Here is a 2019-nt window from a genome sequence, read left to right as displayed (position 1 = left end):
GGTGCGAATCGCACGCTCGCGCTTCGCGACGCCGGCCCATGCGCCGCCGCGCGCGCGCTCTTCCTGCGCGATCTCGGCCGCAGCGGTGCGCAGGGTGCTCCATGTGTCGCGCAGCTGGTGCGCGGCCTGCGGATCGTCCGCGCACCACCGCTCGAATGCATCGACGTCCGCGCGGCCCGCGTCCCCGGAACGCAGCCGCAGCAGCCACGCACTCGCGGTGTCGTGCGCGTCGTCGGCGGGATCGAGCTCGGCTTTCGTCATCGTCGGGATGCTCAAAATTTACGGGGTCCGCCGCGCGAACCCGGGTACGGATCGCCCTCGTCCTGCATGCGTTGAAGGCAGTGTTTCATCGCCGCGCTGAGCTCGCTTTCGACAAGGCGCAGCGAAATGCCGAAGCGCTCGGCGATCTCGCGGTTCAGCAGGCCATCGACGCGCGCGGCGACGAGAATCGCGCGGCGCCGCGGCGTCAGCCCGCGCAGCACCTCCTTCAGCGCGTCGACCTTGCGGCGCGCCGCGACGATGCGCTCGGGATCCGCGAGCTCGTCGGGTAACTCGAGCACCGCGTCGAGATCGTCCTCGTGAAGATGGCGGCGCTCGCGCCGATACTGGTCGACCGCGACGTTGTTAGCCATCCCGAGGATATACGCATCCGCGTTGCCGACCTGCGTCGACACGTTCGCGTTCTCGAGACGCAGCCAGGTCTCGTGCAGCGCGTCGGCCGCGCCGTCTTTCGAGCCGGTCGCGCGCTCGAGACGCCTGACCAGTGACGCATAGTGCGCCGCGATGCGCTTCCTGAGGCCCGCGCGGGTGTTGTCGGACATGGCCGCCTAGCCTCGCGCATCCGCCGCCGGGCAGCGAAAATGCACGCCGCTGCCGACCGGGCGCAGCATGATCGTCACCGGCTGCGGCAGCCCGGCGGGCGGCGCCGCGTCGAGCTTCAACGCGCGCAGCGCGCGCAGGATCGCCGCGTCGCGGACGCCAAGACCGCTCGATGCCACGAGGTTGACCGCCACCACCGCCCCCTTGTCGTCAATGCGCACCTGCGCGACCAGCCGATAACCGCCAGGCACCAATGCCGGCAGCGCGCACAGCGCGTCGATCAGGCGGGCCTGCAGCATTCCCGCATACGCGCGCCGCTCGTCCGAATCGCCGATGCCGTCGATCGGCAGCGCGCCGCCCAACATCGCGTCCGGCGCATCCGGCGCCGCTTCTCTCGTTGCCGGCTGCGCGACGATCATCGCCTCGTCCGGCTGTATGAAATCCGCCCGCAGGCCGGTGCCGGCCAGCACACGTTCGAGCGCGTCGCGCGGCAGGAAATCGCCGACGATCGGCGCGCTCGTGCGCCCCTCCAGCAGTGGCTCGGGCGCGAGCACGATCAGCTCGCTGATCCGCGCGAAATCCTGCAACGCCTTCGCGAGCGGCTGCGCCGGCAGATCGAAATGCACGGTGGTGCCCGGCTGGCGGCCGCCTCGCGGCGCCTCCTGCGCGCATGCGAAGCGCACGATCGACGCGACGAACATCAGGCAGACAGCCAGCGCCAGCACACCGGCCGGCGCCCGTGAACGTGTCATGAATCCATGGCCGGATTGGGAGTGGCCCGCGGCCGCAACGCAGCCGGCCATGTGTTCGGCCCCGTAGCAAGCGAACGTCCGATTGTCGGCAGCGACTGTGACAGTGCGGTGACGCGCTTGCCGGATGGCGGATTGCTGGGGGTGTCGGCGGGATTGGCGGTGTGTTTACTGCCGTATTTACCGCCGTGCCTGCCGGCGTCGCCGCATGCCCGCCGCTCACGGTTCTGCCGCCGGCTGCAGCGTCGCCGACACCGTCGCGATGCCAGGTTTGCCGTCGGCACTCGCGCGCGCGGCCGCGATGCGCACGCGCTGCTCGCGGCGCGCGCGTTCGAGCCAATCCGTCCACGCGGCGAACGGCACGCCCTTGATATCGACCTGGATACCGTTGCCGAGCACGACGACCCGCGCGCCGGCAATGCCGGCTTCCGCGAGCGACGCGGCCAGCGCA

Annotated in this window: 4 protein-coding genes; all 4 read right to left on the bottom strand. The window is 70.9% G+C overall.

The genetic code is table 11. From position 1 onward, the window contains the following. A partial coding sequence (locus G3N94_RS41085) for a DUF4880 domain-containing protein (RefSeq protein WP_205799879.1) occupies positions 1-261 on the bottom strand: 261 nt, incomplete at its 3' end. Between the two features lie 11 nt (positions 262-272). Continuing rightward, complete coding sequence (locus G3N94_RS41080; protein ID WP_205799878.1) at positions 273-821, bottom strand: RNA polymerase sigma factor; 549 nt, start codon at positions 819-821, stop codon at positions 273-275. Positions 822-827: 6 nt separating this feature from the next. Beyond that, positions 828-1571 carry a TonB C-terminal domain-containing protein gene (locus G3N94_RS41075; RefSeq protein WP_205799877.1) on the bottom strand — a complete coding sequence of 248 codons (744 nt, stop codon included), beginning with the start codon at positions 1569-1571 and terminating at the stop codon, positions 828-830. Between the two features lie 216 nt (positions 1572-1787). Further along, positions 1788-2019: type II secretion system protein GspM (gene gspM, locus G3N94_RS41070; RefSeq protein ID WP_205799876.1), on the bottom strand; the 232-nt coding region annotated here is incomplete at its 5' end.

It is taken from the genome of Burkholderia sp. Ac-20353, from assembly GCF_017104785.1.
Lineage (GTDB): Bacteria > Pseudomonadota > Gammaproteobacteria > Burkholderiales > Burkholderiaceae > Burkholderia.
Note: the sequence above shows the minus strand (reverse complement) of the source record. Positions and strands in the feature narration are given on the sequence as shown.

What these genes read in the sequence shown, in the direction of transcription:
- G3N94_RS41080 (WP_205799878.1), bottom strand. Translation starts at nt 821, where the DNA reads ATGTCCGACAACACCCGCGCGGGCCTCAGGAAGCGCATCGCGGCGCAC.
- G3N94_RS41075 (WP_205799877.1), bottom strand. Translation starts at nt 1,571, where the DNA reads ATGACACGTTCACGGGCGCCGGCCGGTGTGCTGGCGCTGGCTGTCTGC.